Source organism: Helicobacter pylori (genome assembly GCF_014498195.1).
Classification (GTDB): Bacteria; Campylobacterota; Campylobacteria; order Campylobacterales; family Helicobacteraceae; genus Helicobacter; species Helicobacter pylori_DO.
In genome coordinates, this window is record NZ_JACTGH010000002.1 from 64,493 (window position 1) to 82,244 (window position 17,752).

Sequence of the window (17,752 nt, forward strand, 5' to 3'; positions counted from 1 at the left end):
TTTAATCGTTTTTAGCAATGCTCACCATTGCCGGCCTCAAAACCCTACCCTTATACTTGTAACCCTGTTGCAAAACCTGCACGATTTTCCCGTTTTCTTTTTCTTCGCTTTTGACTTGCATGATTGCATTGTGGAAATTAGGATCAAATTCTTCTAAGCATTCAATCCCCTCAATGCCATGCCTTGCCAAAACTTCATGCAATTTTTCCATCGTAAGCTCCAAGCCTTTGGTTAAAGCGCTCTCTTTATCCACTTCTACAGCACTCTTATGAGCCCCAAGAAGTGCATCAATCACTGGCAATAGATCCAATGCGATCTTTTCATACGCATACTCTAACGCCATGCTCTTGTCTCTTTCTAAGCGCTTTTTCACGTTTTCAAAATCCGCATGCACTCTCAAGTATTTTTCGTGCATTTCTTTATACTTAAGCTCAAAATCTTCCTTGATCTCGCCTTCTTTTTCGCTCGCTTCTTGTTTTTCTTCACCTTGTTGTCCTTTGCAAGCGCAAGCCTTTTGATAAAATTCTGGCTCTTTTGGGCTTAAATCGTGTTCTTGGTTGTGTTCATCTTTCATTATTCCTCCTCAGAAATCGTTTGAAAAAACCCTTCATAATCGCATTCCAATTTCCCCACGCAAAGTAGTTGCATTCGTTTGTTTTGAAATTCTATGGGGCGTGTTACTAGCATGCAATCAGGCTCTATAAAATGCAAACCCTTTTTGAAACGCTCCAAAACCTTACCCCCTAAAATGTCAAAAAATAAAGGGCTGTTTAAAAGCGTTTTTAACCCCATCAGATTAAAGCGTGTGATTTGTGTGTTGGAATACTCCAAACGCTCTAATTGTCTGGCCAAACTCAACGCATTGACAGAAGCAGCGATTAAGCGCACTTCTTTAACGCTCCTGCCCACAAGTTCTAATAAAAACTTCTCCATTTTAACGCTGTAACCCAGCACGCAAGAAAACGCCAAAAAATCCAAAATCAAAAAGCGTTTTTCGCACTCAATGACTCTTTCTAAACGCTCCAAACTGGGTTTTTTTAACAGCGTAAAAAGCCCAAAATTTTCACTTGCACTTTTTAAGCGTTTTTCATTCACCTTTAAAACTTCAAAGTGCAACGACTTGTGCCAATAGTTTTCAAACGCCTTAAAAGTAGGCAATCTAGCGCCGCTAGAATGGGCTTGATGGAGCATGCCTTCTTTAGAAAGGATTTGAAAATAATTCCTGATCGTCGCACAAGATATTTTCAAGTTTGCCAACTCTTTCAAGCGTTTAGAGCTAATGGGTTCTAAAATCTGCAGATAGGTTTTAACAAACGCATCTAACAAACTCTCTTTTTTATTCAAATCAGAACCTACTTTAATTCTTCTTAACATCATTATTTGAAAAATCTCGTCAATCACCATTCTTGATGAAAGAACTCTCGCATTATAGCGCAAAAAGTTAATAATCTATCACTTGTTTTGAAAAAGTGATAAAAATTACCTGATTTTTCTTTAAAGTTTAGTCTGTATCACTAAATTTATTTACTAGAATTAAATTAGGATTTTTTATAGAATTAATTTAATTTAGATCTATTGGGCAACTAATACCTTTTATTAAAAAAACTTGTTATCATGTTAAACATGAACACACACACAAGAGGCATTGACAGCGGGCTGATCCATTCGCTCCAAAGCATTTCATTATCCATGTTTAGAAAGGGTTTTTTTGGGCTTTATCAAGGCTCCATTTCGGCGCGCATTGGTGCTAATCAATTTGTGATCAATAAAAGAAACGCTGTTTTTGATCAATTGAATGAAAACACCTTACTGGTCTTGCATGACAAGATAGATTACCGCTGGAAAGAAGCGAGCCTGGATTCGCCCATTCATGCGAGCGTGTATCGGGAGTTTTTGGACGCTAAATTCATCGCTTACGCACGCCCTCCTTATAGCCTAGCGTATTCCTTGCGCCATAACCGATTGCTCCCTAGGGATTATTTAGGGTATCGTTCTTTGGGCGAAGAAATCGTTATTTTTAACCCCAAAGACTATGACAGCTGGCAAGAAAGAGCGGATACAGAAATTTTACGCCAATTGCAAGAGAGTAAGAAATATTTTGTTTTCATTAAGGGGTGTGGGATTTTTGCCTACCATAGGGAGCTTTCTAAACTCATGGAAGTTTTTGATTTGATTGAAAACTCATGCAAGGTTTTACGATTGGGCGATTTAATGGATTATTGCTATAATGATGATCCACGATTGAGCGTGTAAAAAGCTAAAAAGGATAAAACATGACCATCAACACCCGTTACACCCCTAATTTCACACAGCTCCAAACCTTGAACAATATCAATAATGACGCAACCATAAAGGACAGGAATCAAGCAGAGCAGGATTTACAACAAAGCAGTATTCAAGATGGTTTCAGCCAAGATAATACGCAAAACGCCCCTGATTTTGACCGACTACAAGCTTTAAACGCTATCAATAATGACGGCATAATCAAAGACAGATCCCAAGTTGAGAAAAGCCTTGTTGATGGCGAAAATACCCCTGAAATTTATTCCAACCTAGACACATACGCTTAAAAAGGGGTTTTACCATTCTTTTAAAGCCATTTTGATCGCTTCTATCACGCAATCCATCCCGCCCGCTAAACTAAAAAGCCAGTATTTGTGCGCGTAAATATATTCTAATTGCTTAGCCCTTAATCCGTCTTCATTACTCGTTTTTTTACACACGATTTCAGCGATATGCAATTCCTGGTGGAAGATGTAAGATTGTATCGCATCCATAAAATACGAACTGAATCGCTTGTCATCAAAAAGCTCTTTAACATTATCAATTTCAGCGCTCAAATTTTCTAATTCTTCAAAATCCAACTCTTCTAATTTTTTTTCTTCATGAAGCTTTTCCACTTTTTCTAAAAATTCTGCCACCTTTAAAAACGCTTCTTCAACTTGCGTTTTTTTCTCATTGGCGTATTTGATGATCTCTTCGCATTTTTGCTTGGCGATCTTTAAATTTTTATCTTGCTCTGATTGGGTAGGATAAATAAGATTGATAGGAGGCTTTGGCTTGGACTTATCTATTTTTTCGCACACTTCTTTAAAAGGCATTTCTTTAGTCCCTTTAATCCTAGCCCCCCCTTCAGTAGCGTTAATGACTTCTAGTTTATAGGGCGTGTTGAAAATATCTTTTTCAAAAAATTCTAAGAAAAGTTTCCACACTAAAGTGGTTTCTACTTCCCCATTACCCCCGTATTTTTCTATAAAGATCTTGTCTTTATCTTTTTTAGGCTTGATCTCTCTATCGCCATAAATCGCCCCACTAGCATGGCTGTTACCGCTTTGTGAAAAGCTCAAATCTTGCCCGATAAACACGCATCTTTTGAAACGAGAATGCACTACTAATTCATACGCCATGTTCGCTGCGCTCATGCCTATGCCCACATAACCATACTGGTGCAAATCAAAAAGGTTGGTATAACCAAAGGGGCGGAAACTGAATTGTTTAACCCCTTTTTTAATCGCTTGAATCAATCGTTTATGCACAATGGAAGTCAGAGCAAAAATAACGCCTTCTTGAAAATCTAAGGGGGTTTCTTCGTAAAATTTCGCCGTTAAATCCACCCTTTCTAAAGACAGCACAATATCAGGCTTGATACCGGCTTTAGCTAAAATAGGGAAAGAAGCGTCTATGCAAAAAAGCGTGGCGTAAGGAGCGATTTCTTTTAAAAGGGGGAGTTGTTTGTTCAAACTGGGCCCGGTTGAAACAATAATAGCGGTATCTCTGTTTTTTAAAGCGCTCACAAAATCCACCAAACTAGGGCTTTTGATGACTTCAGGCAAATTAGCGGCATGCTGTTTGATGCCTATAAGCGCGTCTTTAGCGTCATTGCCTACGCTAATAGCGCCATGCTCTAAAGCGCGCGTGAAATGCTGGTTGATTTCTATCATTTGATGAGAGTATCGTTCATAATAAGCGTTAAAAAGTTTTAAATCATACATTCTTGCGTATAAACGAGATTTTTTATCCATATCAAACAATGAAGCGATCATGTTGTAATGGCAAAAAGCCGCATGCAATAAAATCAAACGATTTTCTAAAATCTCAGTGGAAAAATCCAAAAGATTCAACACAATGAAAATAACCTCTATTTCAGGCTCAATGACCACCAAGCGTTTTAAATTTTCATTGCCTAAAAGCAAGCGATAAAACACCCCATTACCCAAGCCAAAATAATACAAATAAGGATAAAGCATGTGAATTTCGCTATTTTTGTATAGCTCTAAGCTTGAATCTAGCGGGCTTTTTTCAAATAAGGGCGTGTTTGTTTCTTTATCTAAGAGGTTGAAATTCGCGCTATCATTCCCTAAAAACACTTCGTATTTTTTGTTTTCTTTAATGGCTTTGAGCTTTGCGAACAAAAGAGGGTCTTTTTTGAAAAGAGCTTGTAAGTTTTTTTGATAAATATCCATCATTCTAACTTATAAAAATAACTGATAAAAAGGGCTAACGCCCCTTTGAATTAAAAGGGCTGTTATTGTAAAAGCCTTAAGACATTCTGTTGCACCGCATTCGCTTGCGCCATAGCAAAACTCCCGCTTTGCGCCAAAATATTGTATTTAGAAAAGTTCGCGCTCTCTTCAGCAAAATCCACATCCCTGATTTGAGATTCAGCCGCTTTAACATTCACTTGGGTTACAGAAATATTATTAATGGTTGTAACCAATTCCATTTGCACCGAACCCATATCCGAGCGGATCTTGTCTAATTGCGTGCGCGCTGAATCCGCCATATCCATCACAATCATCGCTCCTTTAAGGCTTGTTACCCCAGCCCCTATACCTTGAGAATTGGTTTCAGCTTGCGCGCCATTAGCGTTCGCTCCAGCTGCTGAAGCCACATTCGCATCAAAAATGCCCCTAACCGCTCTCAAATTCACGGTGTATTCTGCCACCCCTTGAGCGGAATGAAAGCCCACATGACTAAAATTCACACCGCTCACGATGATGTCTCTAGCGTCGGTCCTGGTCAAGGTTAAGCGCCCAATAACCGCATGCTGTGTCCCAGAAATCCCTGCAAAATTCCCTCCCCCAAAAACCTGACCGCTCGCGCTCGCTGCATGCACAGAAATCGCGCGCCCGTCAATGGAGTGCAAATTAATGCGCCCTTGAATATCCAAGCTCGCTTCCACGCCGGTGCGATCTTTGACGGAGTTAATGGCGTTAGTCAACCTCCCGTCAGCGTCGTTTTTATGCACATCATTCACGGTCCCAATTTCTACGCCATTAATGGTGAGTTCTCTCACAGTTCCTGATTGCACGGGAGTGCCGCCGGTGGCCATGACATTATAAGACGCCCTAACGCCTAAAGTGTTAGAAAAGCGGTTGATGATTTCGCTTAACGCTCCAATCCCTGTGCCAGCACTTGTAGAAATACGCACGGTTTCAATCTTATAATCATTCACGCCATTGACTTGTTTGAAATTCAATCCCACTTCAGTCAAGTTTTGCGCGGCTGCGCTAGCGAGCATGCCTTCACCGCTAAAAGAAGAGGTTTCCATGCGCACATGCCCAATTTTATCCGAACTCGTTGAGCCAATAGACGCCTTAACCGTGGTGTTAGAATACGCGCCAATTTGAAATTCTTTGTTAGAAAAACTTCCTGAAAGCATTTGTTGGCCGTTAAAGCTTGTGGTGTTAGCGATATTGTCTAGTTCTTCTAACAACCTTTGAATATCGCTCTGGAGCGCTCTTCGGCTTTCTAAAGTTTGCCCGTCTTGAGCGGCTTGAACGGCTTTGGTTTTAATGGTGTCTAAGATTTTGATTTGCTCATCCATCGCTTTGTCTGCGGTTTGAACCATACCAATAGCGTCATTAGCGTTGCGAATCGCCTGGCCTAAATTCGCGCTTTGACTCCTTAAGCTATCAGCGATCGCCATCCCACTAGAATCGTCAGCGGCTTTATTGATCCTAAGCCCTGAGCTTAACTTTTCAAGCGAGCTTGAAAGGTCTCTGTTGTTTTGAACCCCTACCGCATGAGAAGTTAAAGCGGCGATATTGGTATTTATCCTAAAACTCATGTTTGCATCCTTTGCATAGATATTTGCTGTTAGTCAAGCAAAGGGTGTTCCAACTCTTTGATTTTTAGCGCCGTTATAGAATTTTATGGTTTAATGAATCGTTTAGTCAAAATTCTATGCTACAATCATTCATTAATAGGTATAAACATTCCATTAAAGGCGTTCAATGAAGCACCTTATTATCGTAGAATCCCCCGCAAAAGCCAAAACCATTAAAAATTTTTTGGATAAAAATTACGAAGTCATCGCCTCTAAAGGGCATGTTAGGGATTTATCCAAATTCGCTTTAGGCATTAAGATTGATGAAACAGGCTTCACTCCTAATTATGTCGTGGATAAAGACCATAAAGAGCTTGTCAAACAGATCATAGAGCTTTCTAAAAAGGCATCTACCACCTACATCGCTACCGATGAAGACAGAGAAGGGGAAGCGATAGGCTATCATGTGGCATGTTTGATTGGAGGGAAATTGGAGAGCTATCCTAGGATTGTTTTTCATGAGATCACGCAAAATGCGATTTTAAACGCTCTAAAAACCCCACGAAAAATTGACATGTCTAAGGTCAATGCCCAACAAGCCAGGCGTTTTTTAGATCGGATCGTGGGTTTTAAGCTCAGCTCGTTGATTTCATCAAAAATCACTAAAGGCTTGAGCGCTGGGCGGGTGCAAAGTGCGGCTTTAAAGCTTGTGATTGATAAAGAAAGGGAAATCAAAGCTTTTAAGCCTTTAACCTACTTCACGCTAGACGCTTACTTTGAGCCGCATTTAGAAGCGCAACTCATCAGCTATAAGGGCAACAAACTCAAAGCCCAAGAGTTGATTGATGGAAAAAAAGCTCAAGAAATTAAAAACGAATTAGAAAAAGAAAGCTACACTATCTCTAGTATCGTTAAAAAATCTAAAAAATCCCCCACACCGCCCCCTTTCATGACTTCTACTTTACAGCAAAGCGCTTCCAGTCTTTTAGGCTTTTCGCCCACAAAAACCATGAGTATCGCTCAAAAATTATATGAAGGCGTAGCCACCCCACAAGGGGTTATGGGGGTGATCACTTACATGAGAACTGATAGCTTGAATATCGCTAAAGAGGCTTTAGAAGAAGCGAGAGCTAAGATTTTAAAAGACTATGGCAAAGACTACTTGCCCCCTAAAGCCAAAGTCTATTCCAGCAAGAATAAAAACGCCCAAGAAGCCCATGAAGCGATCAGACCCACTTCTATTGTTTTAGAGCCAAACGCTTTAAAAGACTACCTTAAGCCTGAAGAATTAAAGCTCTATACTTTAATTTACAAACGCTTTTTAGCTTCTCAAATGCAAGACGCTCTTTTTGAAAGCCAAAGCGTGGTTGTGGCTTGCGAAAAAGGCGAGTTTAAAGCTAGCGGCAGAAAACTCCTTTTTGATGGCTATTATAAAATTTTAGGCAATGACGATAAGGACAAATTGCTCCCCAATTTGAAAGAAAACGATCCTATTAAATTAGAAAAACTAGAGAGCAACGCTCATGTTACAGAACCTCCAGCGCGCTATTCAGAAGCGAGCTTGATTAAAGTTTTAGAAAGTTTAGGCATAGGCAGGCCCAGCACCTACGCCCCAACGATTTCCCTTTTACAAAACAGAGACTACATCAAGGTAGAAAAAAAGCAAATCAGCGCTTTAGAGAGCGCTTTTAAAGTGATAGAAATTTTAGAAAAGCATTTTGAAGAAATCGTGGATTCCAAATTCAGCGCTTCTTTAGAAGAAGAACTTGACAATATCGCTCAAAATAAAGCCGACTACCAGCAAGTTTTAAAGGACTTTTACTACCCTTTTATGGATAAAATTGAAGCCGGGAAAAAGAATATCATCTCTCAAAAAGTGCATGAAAAAACCGGCCAATCATGCCCTAAATGTGGGGGGGAATTAGTCAAAAAGAATAGCCGTTATGGGGAGTTTATCGCTTGCAACAATTACCCTAAATGCAAATATGTCAAACAGACTGAAAACGCTCACGATGGAGCCAATCAAGAATTGTGCGAAAAATGCGGAGGGGAAATGGTGCAAAAATTCAGCAGAAATGGGGCGTTTTTAGCTTGCAACAACTACCCTGAATGCAAAAACACCAAATCGTTAAAAAATACCCCTAACGCCAAAGAAACAATAGAAGGCGTGAAATGCCCAGAATGCGGAGGGGATATTGCCTTAAAAAGGAGTAAGAAAGGCTCGTTTTATGGCTGTAACAATTACCCTAAATGCAATTTTTTATCCAACCATAAGCCCATCAACAAGCGTTGCGAGAAATGCCATTATTTAATGAGTGAAAGAATCTATCGCAAAAAAAAGGCGCATGAATGCATTAAATGTAAAGAACGCGTGTTTTTAGAGGAAGATAATGGCTAAAGAAAATCCGCCTGTCGTTTTTGGGCCTGTTTTATCCAGGCGTTTTGGGAAGTCTTTGGGCGTGGATTTATCGCCCTCTAAAAAACAATGCAATTACAATTGCATTTATTGCGAGTTGGGTAAAGCCAAGCCAATTGAGTGCATGGAAGAAGTGATCAAAGTAGAAACCTTGATTAACGCCATTCAAAACGCCCTAAACAACCTTGCTACCCCCATTGATGTTTTAACCATTACCGCTAATGGCGAACCCACTCTATACCCTCATTTATTAGAGCTTATCCAAAGCATCAAGCCTTTTTTAAAGGGCGTTAAAACTTTGATTTTAAGCAACGGCTCACTCTTTTATGAGCCAAAAGTCCAGCAAGCCTTAAAGGAATTTGACATTGTTAAATTTTCTTTAGACGCTATTGATTTGAAAGCCTTTGAAAGAGTGGATAAGCCTTATTCTAAAGACATTAACAAGATTTTAGAGGGGATTTTGCGCTTTTCTCAAATCTATCAGGGGCAACTAGTGGCTGAAGTGCTGTTAATCAAGGGCGTGAATGATAGCGCGAACAACTTAAAACTCATCGCCTCCTTTTTAAAACAAATCAATATCGCTAGAGTGGATTTAAGCACCATAGACAGACCCTCAAGCTTTAAAGCCCCTAAATTAAGCGAAGATGAATTATTAAAATGTTCTTTATTTTTTGAAGGGCTTTGCGTGAGTTTGCCTAAACGATCCATTACTCAAGCTAAAAAATTGATTTCTTGCGATGCGGACGAATTGCTCGCTTTAATTTCCAGACGCCCTTTAAGCACAGAAGAAGCCCCCCTAATCTTAGATCCTAACACCTTTAAACATTTAGAAACTTTATTAAACCATAAGCAAATTACGATTAAAAAAGTCGGCTCTTTGGAGTTTTATTGCGCGTTTTAACCTCCATTGTAACCTGTAGTTTTACCTTATTTTGGGGATAGCTTAAGCTTTTAAATAAGGATCTCTTTTATTATCAAGATAACGCTACCATAAAAATGTTTTCAAAAGCCGACAGATCATTAAAAACTTGGCGTAATGTTTTAATCCCTACATCCTTTTACTATAACCATAACCCGCTTTTTCTACTTTTTTCTCGGTATTAGCAGCTGCTTCTATTTCTTTATTAATATCAGCAACGATGTTTTGAATGATTGAAAAGCTTTGAGAGGTTGAAAGGTGGGCTTGTGGGTCTGTTTTTAAATGCCTCATTTCAAGCATTTTAGCTTGAGCTTTAGAGCGTATTTTTAAATTTTCTTTTTGCCATTCTTCTGTAACATTAAAATCTCTAGGATCTAGTTCTAAATAAGCGATAGAACTTGGTTTATAAAAATCCACTTGTTTAGCGATAGCTTTTTGTGAATAGGGCAGAGATTCCAGCTCTTTTTGCAAATAAGCTATAAACTCTTGCGCTTTTGATCCTCTTTGAGAGCGAGGTTGTTTAGAGTTTGGGAGGTGTTTTGGCTGGATAGGGGTTTGATTGGTTTTTGCAGGTTTAGGGGTTTTGCATTCAGCTTCTATTTCTATAGCAATACCAGTAGTAATACCGGTCTTAATTCTTGCTTTTTTAATAAACAATTGGCCATGTTTTTCTTGGCAATTTTGTTCTGTTTCTTTAATGAAATCTTTCTGTTCTTTAATCAAATCTCTTTGTGTATTAATTGTCTTTTGTTTTTGCTGTTCTAACTCTATCTCACTCTTATTTGCTTTTTGTTTTTCTTGTTCTGTCTTTTGTCTTTCTTGTTCTGCTTTTATTTGACTATTAGCGAGTTCTATCCCACTCTTGTTTGTTTTCTGTCTTTCTTGTTCCAATTCTATCCCACTCTTATTTGCTTTTTGTTTTTCTTGTTCTGTCTTTTGCTTTTCTTGTTCTAGTTCTATTTGTTCACTAACATCACCAGCACTACAAGCGGCCAATAATAAACTTGTCGCTATTGTTAATCCTGAATATTTCCACCAATTGATTTGATTTTCTTTTTCAGCTTGTTTGGATTTATCCTGGACTTTATCGTCCAATTCTTTTGCTTTCTTGCACACAACATGGGTCAATACTACTAATGCCGCATTGCTTTTCTTGGGGTGTTTTTTTACAAGTTCTCTAACTTTCTTTGCAATCTTTGTAAAAAACCCACCAATTGATCTGATTATATTTGTAATGGCATTCGCTTGTTTAAAATGAGTCTCTTTGTTTGTCTTTGTGTTAGCCATCTCTGTGTTCTTGCCAACCTTATTTGTTTTTCCTGTTTTTACTGATTCCATTACCAACCTTTTTTCAAAAAACAATCCCACTTTTCAAAATTATATCATGGAAACTAATACGAAAAACCCACTCAAGTTAGATCAACCCCTTTATTATCAATGCGCAGTTAAGCCATGGTCTTTCAATTCTTTTTCTAACTTGGCTACGGCGTTCCAAGTGGGGATCACGCTATCAGGGTTTAAAGAAATGGAAGTGATGCCCTCTTTGACTAAAAACTCTGTCACTTCAGGGTAATCGCTTGGGGCTTGCCCGCAAATCCCGCAATATTTGTTGTGCCTTTTACAAGCTTCAATCGCTTTTTTAAACATTTTTAGCATCGCTTCATTCCTTTCATCAAAGACATGGCTGACTAACTCGCTGTCTCTATCCACGCCTAAAGTGAGCTGGGTTAAATCGTTTGATCCAATAGAAAAGCCATCAAACAAGCTTAAGAAATCATCAGCCAAAATGACATTCACCGGCAATTCACACATGATATAAATTTCAAGCCCGTTTTTACCGGATTCTAAATTGTTTTTTCTTAAGATTTCTAGGACTTTTTTACCCTCTTCAATGGTGCGCAAAAAAGGGATCATCACTTTCATGTTCGTTAAGCCCATTTCTTCTCTCACTAACGCTAAGGCTTCACACTCCCACGAAAACGCTTCATTATAGCTCTCTGAATAATACCGACTAGCCCCCCTATAGCCAAGCATGGGGTTTTCTTCATTAGGCTCATAGCTAGAGCCGCCAAGCATGCGCATGTATTCATTGGATTTGAAATCGCTCGTCCTTACAATGACAGGTTTAGGGTAAAACGCCGCGCTGATCATGCCAATGCCTTCAGCGATTTTTTTCACAAAAAAATCTTTAGGGTTAGCATAGCCTGCCATAAGGTTTTCAATTTCATTTTTTTCTTTCACGCTTTTTTTGTGGTGCAAATCCACTAAGGCTAAGGGGTGGGCTTTGATTTGATTTAAAATAATCATTTCCATTCTAGCTAGCCCTACGCCGTGATTAGGGAGCTGAGAAAAGCTAAAGGCTTTTTCAGGGTTTCCAATATTGATGTAAATTTTTGTTTGAGTTTCTTGCATGTTGGAAAGCTCCACCCTTTCAATTTCATGCTCATAAATGCCCGCATACACATAGCCCTCTTCACCCTCAGCGCAAGAAACCGTGATTTCCATGCCGGTATAAAGGCTATCAGTCGCCCCGCTCACCCCAACAATAGCTGGCACGCCAATTTCTCTAGCCACAATAGCGGCATGGCAAGTGCGCCCTCCACGATTAGTAATAACCGCGCTCGCTTTTTTCATGCAAGGCTCCCAATCTGGGTCGGTGTTATCCGTAACTAAAATTTCGCCCTCTTTAAAAGAATTCATGTGTTCCAAATCATTGATGATGCGCACTTTCCCTGAGCCAATTTTACTCCCAATCGCTCTGCCTTGTAAGATAATCTCTTTCTTTTCGTTAGGGTTTTTGAATTTGAATTTTTCAAAGACTTGATTTTCTTCTTTACTTTTTTGGCTTTGAACGGTTTCTGGGCGCGCTTGAACGATAAAGATTTCCCCACTATCGCCATCTTTAGCCCATTCTATATCCATAGGGCGGTATTGTTTGGCTTCTTTAGAGTAATGTTTTTCAATTTCAATGGCGTATTTGGCTAAAATCAGCACATCTTCATCGCTCAATGAAAAGGATTGCCATTCTTTTTTGGTGGTTTTAATGTTTCTGGTAGGGTGTTCGCTCCCTCTTGGGGCATAGACCATTTTTTGCGTTTTATTGCCGAGTTGGCGTTTGATAATGGGGCGTTTGTTTTGTTCTAAAGTGGGCTTAAACACATAAAATTCATCAGGGTTTATCGTGCCTCCCACCACATTTTCGCCTAACCCCCACGCTGAAGTGATAAACACTGCGTCTTTAAAACCGGTTTCAGTGTCAATAGAAAACATCACGCCCGCACTGCCTTTATCCGCTCGCACCATTTTTTGCACCCCCACACTCAAGGCGACTTTTAAATGATCAAACCCACGACTCGCTCTATAACTAATCGCTCTATCGGTAAAAAGCGACGCTAAACAGGATTTGATATAGTGGATCAATTCTGTTTTACCCTTAATGTTTAAATAAGTGTCTTGTTGCCCGGCAAAAGAAGCGTCCGGCAAATCTTCTGCAGTAGCGGAACTCCTTACAGCCACATCGGCTTCTTTCATGTGGTATTGCTGGCTTAAAATCTCATAAGCTTGAAAAATCTCATCTCTTAAATCGCTAGGAAAAGGCGTGCCAAAAATAAGCTCTCTGATTTGTTTGGAGCGGATTTTTAACACATCAATTTCGGTGGCATCAACATTTTCTAAAAGCTCTATGATTTTTTGTTTAGCCCCCCCTTGCTCTAAAAGATACCAATACGCTTCGCTCGTGATCGCAAAGCCATCAGGCACTTTAATACCAATTGGCACTAATTCTTGAAACATCTCGCCAATGCTAGCGTTCTTGCCCCCAACCAGATTCACATTCTTATTGTTCAACTCTTTGAAAAACTTGATATATCGCACAAAACTCCCTTAAAATGATCATTAAGTCTCTTAAAACATAAAATATAATAATGATAGCATGATAGAGCTTTAGTTTTAGCCAGTTTGTATTCTAAGCTTTTTAATAAGAGAGTGTATTCTTTTTGGTTTATGATTTTATTGTATAATGAGCGGTTAGTTAGGTATTTTGAATAGAAAGGGTAGTTTTGTATAGGCGGTTATTGTTGAATTTGTTTTGTATGGTATTTTTACAAGCGTGTTTAAAGCCTATGAGCGACCCTAAAGCTGAGAAAGTGGATTCGCAAGTGCAATGCGGGTTTGGATCAAAAGATTGCTGAATTTTAAGGTTTGAAGAAAGGAAACATAAGTTTTAAAGAATGAGTGCGGAACTGATTGCTGTTTATAAAGACGAGCAAATAATAGATTTAGAGAACGCGAAAGTCTTAGGACTGAGCGATGGGATCAAAGCGTTAAAAGGGAGTGAGCCGATATTTTTTGATGATTCGCCTTTGGCTTTAGAGGTGATCAGGCATTCATGCGCGCATTTGCTTGCGCAAAGCTTGAAAGCCCTTTATCCGGACGCGAAATTTTTTGTAGGCCCTGTGGTAGAAGAGGGGTTTTATTACGATTTCAAGACCGCTTCAAAAATCAGCGAAGAGGATTTGCCTAAAATTGAAGCGAAAATGAAAGAGTTTGCGAAGTTGAAACTCGCTATCACTAAAGAGACTTTAACCAGAGAGCAAGCCTTGGAGCGTTTTAAGGGCGATGAATTAAAGCATGCGGTGATGAGTAAAATCAGTGGCGATGCGTTTGGCGTGTATAAACAAGGCGAGTTTGAAGATTTGTGTAAGGGGCCTCACCTCCCAAACACCCGTTTTTTAAACCATTTCAAGCTCACTAAATTGGCCGGGGCTTATTTGGGTGGCGATGAAAACAATGAAATGCTCATTAGAATCTATGGCATCGCTTTTGCCACCAAAGAGGGCTTAAAAGACTATCTTTTCCAAATAGAAGAAGCGAAAAAACGAGATCACAGAAAGCTAGGCGTGGAGCTAGGGCTTTTTAGTTTTGATGATGAGATAGGGGCGGGCTTGCCTTTATGGCTGCCTAAAGGGGCAAGGCTTAGGAAGCGCATTGAAGATTTATTGAGCAAGGCGTTACTTTTAAGAGGCTATGAGCCGGTTAAAGGCCCTGAGATTTTAAAGAGCGATGTGTGGAAAATCAGCGGGCATTATGACAACTATAAAGAAAACATGTATTTCACCACGATTGATGAGCAAGAATACGGCATAAAGCCTATGAACTGCGTGGGGCATATTAAAGTCTATCAAAGTGCTTTACACAGCTATAGAGATTTGCCTTTAAGGTTTTATGAATACGGCGTGGTGCATCGGCATGAAAAAAGCGGCGTGTTGCATGGGCTTTTAAGGGTTAGGGAATTTACCCAAGACGATGCGCATATTTTTTGTTCTTTTGAACAGATCCAAAGTGAAGTGAGCGCGATTTTAGATTTCACACATAAAATCATGAAAGCGTTTGGTTTTAGCTATGAAATGGAATTATCCACAAGGCCGGCTAAATCCATAGGCGATGATAAAGTTTGGGAAAAGGCTACTAACGCTTTAAAAGAAGCCCTAAAAGAGCACCGCATTGATTATAAGATTGATGAAGGGGGAGGGGCTTTCTATGGGCCTAAGATTGACATTAAAATCACTGACGCTTTAAAGCGTAAATGGCAGTGCGGCACGATCCAAGTGGATATGAATTTGCCTGAACGCTTCAAGCTCGCTTTCACTAATGAGTATAATCACGCTGAGCAGCCGGTGATGATCCACAGAGCGATTTTAGGCTCGTTTGAAAGGTTCATTGCGATTTTGAGCGAACATTTTGGGGGGAATTTCCCTTTCTTTGTCGCGCCCACTCAAATCGCTCTCATCCCTATTAATGAAGAGCATCATGTTTTTGCTTTGAAATTAAAAGAGGCACTAAAAAAGCGCGATATTTTTGTAGAAGTGTTGGATAAAAACGACAGCTTGAATAAAAAGGTGCGATTAGCCGAAAAGCAAAAAATCCCTATGATTTTAGTGTTAGGGAATGAGGAAGTGGAGACCGAAATTTTATCCATTAGAGACAGAGAAAAACAAGCTCAATATAAAATGCCCTTAAAGGAGTTTTTAAACATGGTTGAATCTAAGATGCAAGAGGTTAGTTTTTGAGTAGGAACGAAGTGTTGTTAAACGGAGACATTAATTTTAAAGAAGTGCGTTGCGTGGGCGATAATGGCGAAGTGTATGGGATTATTTCTTCCAAAGAAGCGCTCAATATCGCTCAAAATTTAGGTTTGGATTTGGTTTTGATTTCAGCGAGCGCGAAACCTCCCGTGTGTAAGGTGATGGATTATAATAAATTCCGCTACCAAAATGAAAAGAAAATCAAGGAAGCCAAGAAAAAGCAAAAGCAAATTGAAATCAAAGAGATCAAGCTTTCCACTCAAATCGCGCAAAACGATATTAACTATAAAGTCAAGCATGCGAGAGAATTTATTGAATCCAATAAGCATGTCAAATTCAAGGTGGTTTTAAAGGGTAGGGAGAGTCAAAACTCAAAAGCCGGGCTTGATGTGCTTTTTAGGATCCAAACGATGATGCAAGATTTAGCCAATCCTGAAAAAGAGCCAAAAACCGAGGGGCGTTTTGTTTCGTGGATGTTTGTGCCTAAGGCTAAAGAAGCCACCAAAAACGAAAAGAAAACTAAAGAAAATAACCCGCCTTTTAATCGTATTAACCTTATGAAAGGAGAAAATCATGCCAAAAATGAAGACTAATCGCGGCGCGTCTAAGCGTTTCAAAGTTAAAAAAAACTTGATTAAGCGTGGCAGCGCTTTTAAAAGCCATATTTTGACTAAAAAAAGCCCTAAGCGTAAAGCCAATTTAAACGCGCCAAAACATGTGCATCACACTAACGCGCATTCTGTCATGTCGTTGCTTTGCAGGGCTTAGGAATGCTCATTAGAAAGTGGAGTTAATCCCCTTATTTAAGGGAAAGTCGTTTGAAAAACGCACCTAAAAATATTTTAAAAAGAAAGGTAAAGAAATGAGAGTTAAAACAGGCGTTGTGCGCAGAAGACGCCATAAAAAAGTCTTAAAACTCGCTAGAGGGTTTTATAGTGGCAGAAGAAAGCATTTTAGAAAGGCTAAAGAACAGCTTGAAAGGAGCATGTATTACGCCTTTAGGGATCGCAAACAAAAGAAAAGAGAGTTCAGGAGTTTGTGGGTGGTAAGGATTAATGCGGCTTGCAGAATGCATGAAACAAGTTATTCGCGTTTCATGCATGCCTTAAAAGTGGCTAATATTGAATTAGACCGCAAGGTTTTAGCAGACATGGCGATGAATGACATGCAAGCCTTTAAGAGCGTGTTAGAGAGCGTGAAAGAGCATCTTTAATCTCTATTGGCTGTTAGGTTTTAGTTTTAGCCTAAAAAAGGTGAGAGGATTTAGGACTTTTTACTAAAAAGTTCCTAAAATTGATTTTTGTTTCAATTTATTCTCATTCAATCGCTATATTTAATCAAAAAGAAAGCAATTTTATAGTAGAATGTAGCATTTAGAACTCAAGTAGAGAAAATGTAGAAGGAAGGAATACATGAAGAAATCTGTTATAGTAGGTGCTATCTCTCTAGCAATGACAAGCTTATTGTCAGCAGAGACCCCTAAGCAAGAAAAAGCTATTAAGACTAGCCCTACGAAAAAAGGTGAAAGAAATGCTGCTTTTATAGGGATTGATTACCAGTTGGGTATGCTTAGCACTACCGCTCAAAATTGTTCCAATGGCAATTGTAATGGTAATCAAAGTGGGGCTTATGGCTCTAACACGCCCAACATGCCCACAGCGTCAAACCCCACAGGAGGGCTTACCCATGGCGCTCTAGGGACTCGTGGGTATAAGGGCTTAAGCAACCAACAATACGCTATCAATGGTTTTGGTTTTGTTGTAGGGTATAAGCATTTTTTCAAGAAATCCCCGCAATTTGGAATGCGTTATTACGGATTCTTTGATTTTGCAAGCTCTTATTATAAGTATTACACTTATAACGATTATGGCATGAGAGACACTCGCAAGGGTTCTCAAAGTTTCATGTTTGGCTATGGGGCTGGCACAGATGTGTTGTTTAACCCAGCTATTTTCAATCGTGAGAACTTGCATTTTGGGTTTTTTCTTGGCGTTGCGATTGGTGGCACCTCTTGGGGTCCAACAAACTATTATTTTAAGGACTTAGCTGATGAATACAGAGGGAGTTTCCACCCATCAAATTTTCAGGTCTTAGTTAATGGCGGGATTCGCTTAGGCACTAAACACCAAGGTTTTGAAATTGGCTTGAAAATCCAAACCATTCGCAACAATTACTATACCGCTAGCGCGGATAATGTGCCTGAAGGGACTACTTATAGATTCACCTTCCACCGCCCCTATGCCTTTTATTGGCGTTACATTGTAAGCTTTTAAGGTGTTTTAGGG

15 protein-coding genes are annotated in these 17,752 nt (G+C 39.5%); 9 read left to right on the plus strand and 6 right to left on the minus strand.

The window, feature by feature from the left end; genetic code table 11:
- Position 1: 1 nt before the first annotated feature.
- On the minus strand, positions 2–574 hold the full coding sequence (grpE, locus tag H7N67_RS01435; protein ID WP_187938816.1) for a nucleotide exchange factor GrpE: 573 nt from the start codon (positions 572–574) through the stop codon (positions 2–4).
- Entirely contained in the window at positions 574–1,404 is an 831-nt protein-coding gene (locus tag H7N67_RS01440) for an HrcA family transcriptional regulator (protein ID WP_187938817.1), read from the minus strand. Before H7N67_RS01440 ends, grpE begins: the two co-directional genes overlap by 1 nt.
- A gap of 210 nt (positions 1,405–1,614) precedes the next feature.
- Here H7N67_RS01440 and H7N67_RS01445 point away from each other — a divergent pair, with 210 nt between their 5' ends.
- Both H7N67_RS01445 and H7N67_RS01450 read left to right on the plus strand, forming a co-directional pair.
- Positions 1,615–2,253 (plus strand): class II aldolase and adducin N-terminal domain-containing protein, encoded by a 639-nt coding sequence (locus H7N67_RS01445; RefSeq protein ID WP_025446198.1) that lies wholly within the window; start codon positions 1,615–1,617, stop codon positions 2,251–2,253.
- A 20-nt stretch (positions 2,254–2,273) separates the two neighbouring features.
- Entirely contained in the window at positions 2,274–2,570 is a 297-nt protein-coding gene (locus tag H7N67_RS01450) for a hypothetical protein (RefSeq protein ID WP_187938818.1), read from the plus strand.
- Between the two features lie 9 nt (positions 2,571–2,579).
- Here the strand turns inward: H7N67_RS01450 and H7N67_RS01455 are convergent, their stop codons facing one another.
- Positions 2,580–4,463, minus strand: a complete 1,884-nt coding sequence (locus H7N67_RS01455; RefSeq protein WP_187938819.1) for a motility associated factor glycosyltransferase family protein — start codon at positions 4,461–4,463, stop codon at positions 2,580–2,582.
- Between the two features lie 62 nt (positions 4,464–4,525).
- Complete coding sequence (locus H7N67_RS01460; RefSeq protein WP_000010021.1) at positions 4,526–6,070, minus strand: flagellin B; 1,545 nt, start codon at positions 6,068–6,070, stop codon at positions 4,526–4,528.
- 166 nt (positions 6,071–6,236) lie between these two features.
- On the opposite strand from H7N67_RS01460, the gene topA reads away from it, so the two are divergent.
- Both topA and H7N67_RS01470 read left to right on the plus strand, forming a co-directional pair.
- Entirely contained in the window at positions 6,237–8,447 is a 2,211-nt protein-coding gene (gene topA / locus H7N67_RS01465; protein WP_187938820.1) for a type I DNA topoisomerase, read from the plus strand.
- Entirely contained in the window at positions 8,440–9,366 is a 927-nt protein-coding gene (locus H7N67_RS01470) for a radical SAM protein (RefSeq protein ID WP_187938821.1), read from the plus strand. The genes topA and H7N67_RS01470 overlap by 8 nt, the downstream gene beginning before the upstream one ends.
- Positions 9,367–9,513: 147 nt before the next feature.
- Here the strand turns inward: H7N67_RS01470 and H7N67_RS01475 are convergent, their stop codons facing one another.
- Positions 9,514–10,722, minus strand: coding sequence for a DUF874 family protein (locus H7N67_RS01475; RefSeq protein ID WP_187938822.1), 1,209 nt, complete (start codon positions 10,720–10,722; stop codon positions 9,514–9,516).
- Between the two features lie 96 nt (positions 10,723–10,818).
- Positions 10,819–13,257, minus strand: coding sequence for a pyruvate, water dikinase (gene ppsA, locus H7N67_RS01480; RefSeq protein WP_001269084.1), 2,439 nt, complete (start codon positions 13,255–13,257; stop codon positions 10,819–10,821).
- A gap of 356 nt (positions 13,258–13,613) precedes the next feature.
- Here ppsA and thrS point away from each other — a divergent pair, with 356 nt between their 5' ends.
- The 5 genes from thrS (at position 13,614) to H7N67_RS01505 (ending at position 17,740) form a co-directional block, all read left to right on the plus strand.
- Entirely contained in the window at positions 13,614–15,452 is a 1,839-nt protein-coding gene (gene thrS, locus H7N67_RS01485; RefSeq protein ID WP_187938823.1) for a threonine--tRNA ligase, read from the plus strand.
- Positions 15,449–16,060: a translation initiation factor IF-3 gene (gene infC / locus H7N67_RS01490; protein WP_187883383.1), complete on the plus strand. Its 612-nt coding sequence runs from the start codon at positions 15,449–15,451 to the stop codon at positions 16,058–16,060. Before thrS ends, infC begins: the two co-directional genes overlap by 4 nt.
- Positions 16,041–16,235 carry a 50S ribosomal protein L35 gene (gene rpmI / locus H7N67_RS01495; RefSeq protein WP_001125542.1) on the plus strand — a complete coding sequence of 65 codons (195 nt, stop codon included), beginning with the start codon at positions 16,041–16,043 and terminating at the stop codon, positions 16,233–16,235. The genes infC and rpmI overlap by 20 nt, the downstream gene beginning before the upstream one ends.
- 94 nt (positions 16,236–16,329) lie before the next feature.
- The gene (gene rplT / locus H7N67_RS01500) at positions 16,330–16,680 is read left to right on the plus strand and encodes a 50S ribosomal protein L20 (protein WP_001264161.1); all 351 of its coding nucleotides are present in this window, start codon (positions 16,330–16,332) and stop codon (positions 16,678–16,680) included.
- A gap of 199 nt (positions 16,681–16,879) precedes the next feature.
- Positions 16,880–17,740 (plus strand): outer membrane protein, encoded by an 861-nt coding sequence (locus tag H7N67_RS01505; RefSeq protein WP_187938824.1) that lies wholly within the window; start codon positions 16,880–16,882, stop codon positions 17,738–17,740.
- The last annotated feature ends 12 nt before the right edge of the window (positions 17,741–17,752 follow it).